Below are 4,995 nucleotides of genomic sequence, written 5' to 3'. Positions count from 1 at the left end.
GCCTTCAGCACCGCCAGCATCGCCACCACATTGTCCGCCGACCGCGGCAGCACGATCGCCACGAACCGCTCCGGACCCACCCCACGCGCCACGAGCGCCCGCGCCAAGCGGTTCGCCCGCTCGTTCAACTCGCGGTAGCTGTATGCGACCTGACCGTCCATAACCGCCGGCGCGTCCGGCGTGGCAGCGGCCTGCGCCTCGAAGAGGTCGGGCAGCAGCGCGTCGGGCACGTCGCGGTCCGTGTCGTTCCACTCCACCAGCTCCCGTCGGCGGTCGGCGTCGTCCAGCACGTCGATCCGGCCGACCGGGCTGTCGGGGGCGGCGGCGACCGCCTCCAGTACGCGCACGAACCGGTCGGCGAGGGTCTGGGCGGTCCGCTGGTCGAAGAGGTCGGCGCTGTACTCCACCTCGCCCCTGATCCCGGCTGCCGCGCCCTCGCCGCCGCGCAGGTCCGCGAGGGCGAAGCGCAGGTCGAAGCGGACCACGCCCGTACGCACCGAGTGCCCGTCCACGGCCAGGTCCGGGAGCTGGGTGGTGGACTGCACGGCCTGGTGCCCGGCGTTGTGCCAGGTGATCAGGGTCTGGAAAAGGGGGTGCCGGGTGATGGAGCGGGCCGGGTTCAGCACCTCGACCAGCCGCTCGAAGGGCACGTCCTGATGCGCGTACGCCGCCAGGTCCGTCTCCCGCACCCGGCCCACCAGTTCGGCGAAGGTCGGGTCGCCGGAGACGTCGGTGCGCAGCACCAAGGTGTTGACGAAGTTCCCGACCAGGTCCTCCAGGGCGTCGTCCGTGCGGCCCGCGATGGGCGTGCCCAGCGGGATGTCGTCCGATCCGCCGAGCTTCGCGAGCAGCGCCGCTAGGGCGGCCTGCACCACCATGAACAGGCTCGCGTGGTGCTCCTGGGCCAGCGTCTCCAGCCGCTGGTGCAGAGCCGCCGGCAGGTCGAAGCGGACGATGCCGCCCCGGTGCGAGCCCTCGACGGGGCGGGGCCGGTCGGTGAGGAGCCGCAGCTCCTGCGGGAGGTCTGCGAGGGTGTCCTGCCAGTAGGCGAGCTGCTGGGAGAGCACGCTCCGCGGGTCGCTCTCGGAGCCGAGTTCCTCGCGCTGCCACAGCGTGTAGTCCGCGTACTGCACCGGCAGCGGCGCCCACTCCGGGGCCCGGTTCTGGGAGCGCGCGGCGTAGGCGACGGTGAGGTCGCGGACGAGGAGCGGCATGGACCAGCCGCCGTCGCCCGCGCTGTGGTGGATGAGGAGCAGCAGGACGTACTCGTCGGGGCCGGTGCCGAACAGCCAGGCGCGCAAAGGTATTTCTGCGGAGATATCGAAGCTGTAGCGGCCCGCCTCGTCGATCCGCCGGTCGAGCTCGTCCTCGGTGGCGACCTCGGCGAACGCGATGTCGATCCGCACTGCGGGGTCCTCGGCGTCCAGGACGACCTGGTGGCCGCCCTGGGAGTCCTCCGCGAACACCGTGCGCAGGCTCTCGTGCCGCGCCACGACGTCGGCGAGCGAGGAGCGCAGGGCGTCGCGGTCGAGGGAACCGGTGAGGCGGAGGGCCGCGGGGACGTTGTATGTGGAGCTGGGGCCCTCGAACTGGTTGAGGAACCACAGGCGTTGCTGTGCGAAGGACAGTGGTATCCGCTCGGGGCGTTCGCGCGCGGTGAGGGCCGTACGGGCGCCGTCCGCGCCCCGCAGCACGTCGGCGAGGCCCGCGATGGTCGGGGTCTCGAAGAGCCGGCTGATGGCCAGTTCGACGCCGAAGGTGGAGCGGATGCGGCCGACGAGCCGCATGGCGGCGAGCGAGTGGCCGCCGCGCTTGAAGAAGTCCTCGTCGATGGAGGACGGCTGGACGCCGAGCACCTCGGCGAAGAGGCCCGCGAGGATCTCCTCCTGCGGCGTGCGCGGCGCGCGCCCCGCGCTCTCGATGCCGTACTCGGGGGCGGGCAGGGCATTCCGGTCCAGCTTCCCGTTGGGCGTGAGCGGCAGCGCCTCCAGCGTCACGAACGCCGAGGGCAGCATGTAGTCGGGCAGCGACGCGCCGATGTGCCTGCGCAGCGCGCCCGCTTCGGGTGAGGCCCCTTCGGCGGCCGGGACGACGTACGCGACGAGCCGCTTGTCGCCGGGCAGATCCTCGCGGACCACTACCGTGCCGCGCGCCACCGAGGGGTGCGCGGCGAGCGCCGCTTCGATCTCGCCGAGTTCGATGCGGAATCCGCGGACCTTGACCTGGAAGTCGGTGCGGCCGATGTACTCCAGCTCGCCGTTCACACGCCATCGCACCAGGTCACCCGTACGGTACATACGACCGCCGGCCGGACCGTACGGGTCGGCCACGAAGCGCTCCGCCGACAGGTCGGGGCGACGGTGGTACCCACGGGCCAGGCCGTCGCCCGCGATGTACAGCTCACCCGCCACGCCCGGCGCGACCGGACGGAGCCCGGCGTCCAGGACGTACACCTGCGTATTCGCGATCGGCCGCCCAATCGACACTCCCGCGCCGTCAGCCTCCACCTCCGACGCCGTCGACCAGATCGTCGTCTCCGTCGGACCGTAGAGATTCGTCACCGAACGGCCCGCACCGGCCAACGCACCCGCCAGATCACCCGGCAACGCCTCACCGCCGACCAGCACCCGCACACCCGACAGCTCGACGCCGGACTCGACCAGCGCGTGCCACAGGCTGGGAGTCGCCTGCATCGCCGTGGCCCCGGAGCGCTGTACGAGCGCGGCGAGGCCCGGCAGGTCCTTGACCGTCTCGCGGGAGGCGAGGACCAGTCCCGCACCGTTGAGGAGCGGGAGGTACAGCTCCAGACCGGCGATGTCGAAGCCGACGGTTGTGACCGCCAACAGCCGGTCAGTGTCGCCGAGTTGGAACGTCGACTGCATCGAGGAGAGGAAGTTGACGAGCGCCGCCCCCGGTACCACCACGCCCTTCGGGCGGCCCGTCGAACCCGAGGTGTAGATCGCGTACGCCGCCTGCGAGGGCTGCGCGGCCACGCCGAGGTTCGCGGCGGAGTAACCGTCGAGGAAGAGCGTCCGCAGCTCGTCCTCGGTCAGGGTCAGGACCGGCCGTGCGTCGTCCAGCATGTACACGACGCGGTCCTCCGGGAATTCCGGGTCCACCGGTACGTACGCGGCGCCCGTCTTCAGGACGGCCAGCAGCGACACCACCAGGTCCACGGAGCGCGGCAGCATCACGGCCACGAACCGCTCGGGGCCCGCGCCCCGGTCGGCCAGGTGCCGGGCGAGGCGGTTGGCGCGGGCGTTCAGCTCGGCGTACGACAGCTCGGCGTCCTCGAAGATCAACGCCGTGGCGTCGGGCGTACGCGCCGCCTGGGCCTCGAAGAGCTCCGCGACCGTCGCGCCGGGCACCTCGCGTGCGGTGTCGTTCCAGTCCACCAGTACCCGCCGCCGCTCGGCGTCGGCGAGGACGTCGAGCCGGCCGAGCGGGGCCTCGGGCGCGGCGGCGACCGCCTCCAGGACGCGCACGAACCGCTCGGCGATCCCGGCGGCCGTCGTGCGGTCGAAGAGGTCGGCGCTGTACTCGATGACGCCGTCCAGACCGGCGGGCGCGCCATCGGCGTCGAGCTGTTCGGCGAGGTTGAACGCGAGGTCGAACTTGGCGACCCCGGTGCTCACCCGGCGGCCTTCGACGGCCAGGCCGGGCAGCCCGTCCGCCGCGTCGGCCGAGGCGTGCTGGTCGTTGTTGTTGAAGGCCAGCAGCGTCTGGAAGAGGGGGTGGCGCGAGAGCGAGCGGGCCGGGTTGAGCACCTCGACCAGCCGCTCGAAGGGCACGTCCTGGTGCGCGTACGCCGCGAGGTCCGCCTCCCGCACGCGGCCCACCAGTTCGCGGAAGGTGGGGTTGCCGGACACGTCGGTGCGCAGCACGAGCGTGTTGACGAAGAACCCGACCAGATCCTCCAGCGCGTCGTCCGTACGGCCCGCGATGGGCGTGCCGATCGGGATGTCCTCGCCCGCGCCGAGCTTCGACAGCAGCGTCGCGAGTGCCGCCTGTACGACCATGAACACGCTCGCCTGATGGGCGCGCGCGAGGGCGGCGAGCCGGCCGTGGAGCTCGGCGGAGATCTCCAGGGGGACCTCGTCGCCGCGGTAGGTGGCCTTCGCCGGGCGCGGCCGGTCCGTCGGCAGCTCCAGTTCCTCCGGCAGTCCGGCGAGCGCGTCCCGCCAGTGCGCGAGCTGCCGCGAGACGGCGCTGTCGGCGTCGTCCTCGCCGCCGAGCAGGTCGCGCTGCCACAGGGCGTAGTCGGCGTACTGGACCGACAGCGGCGACCAGCGCGGGGACCGTCCGGCGCGGCGCGCGTTGTAGGCGCCGGCGAGGTCGCGTACGAGCAGCGGCATCGACCACCCGTCGCTGGCGATGTGGTGCACGAGGAGGAGCAGCGCGTGATCCTGCGGACCGACCTCGAACAGCCAGGCGCGGAGGGGGATTTCGGTGGAGAGGTCGAAGCCGTGGCGGGCCGCGGCATCGAGTCGCTCTTGGAGTTCGCCCTCTCCGACGGACTCGATCTCGAACGTCGGCCGGGCGGCTTCCGCGCCGGGGTCCAGGACCAGTTGGCGTCCGCCGTCGGCGTCCTCGGGGAACAGGGTGCGCAGGCTCTCGTGGCGCGCGACGACGTCGCACAGCGCGGCCCGCAGCGCCTGCGGGTCCAGGTCGCCGGTCAGCCGCAGGGCGGCGGGGAGGTTGTAGGTCGCGCTGGGCCCTTCGAGCTTGCTGAGGAACAGCAGCCGCTGCTGCGCGAAGGAGAGGGGCAGCCGGTCGGGGCGCTCCATAGGCACGACGGCGGCCCGCGCGCTGCCGGTCGCCGCCGCGCCGAGGGCTTCGGAGAGGGCGGCGACGGTCGGGGTCTCGAAGAGCTGACGGATCGCCATCTCCACGCCGAGCGTCGAACGCGCCCTGCTGACAAGCCGGATGGCGAGGAGCGAATGCCCGCCCAGCCCGAAGAAGTCCTCATCGATGCCGACCCGCGCCACGCCCAGG

Annotated in this window: 1 protein-coding gene; it reads right to left on the bottom strand. The window is 72.6% G+C overall.

Annotated features, from left to right (window positions below):
- A partial coding sequence (locus tag ACFU99_RS32630; protein ID WP_384398909.1) for an amino acid adenylation domain-containing protein occupies positions 1-4,995 on the bottom strand: 4,995 nt, incomplete at both ends.

Origin of the sequence: Streptomyces sp. NPDC057654 (assembly GCF_042800135.1) — a bacterium.
Classification (GTDB): domain Bacteria; phylum Actinomycetota; class Actinomycetes; order Streptomycetales; family Streptomycetaceae; genus Streptomyces.
Note: the sequence above shows the minus strand (reverse complement) of the source record. Positions and strands in the feature narration are given on the sequence as shown.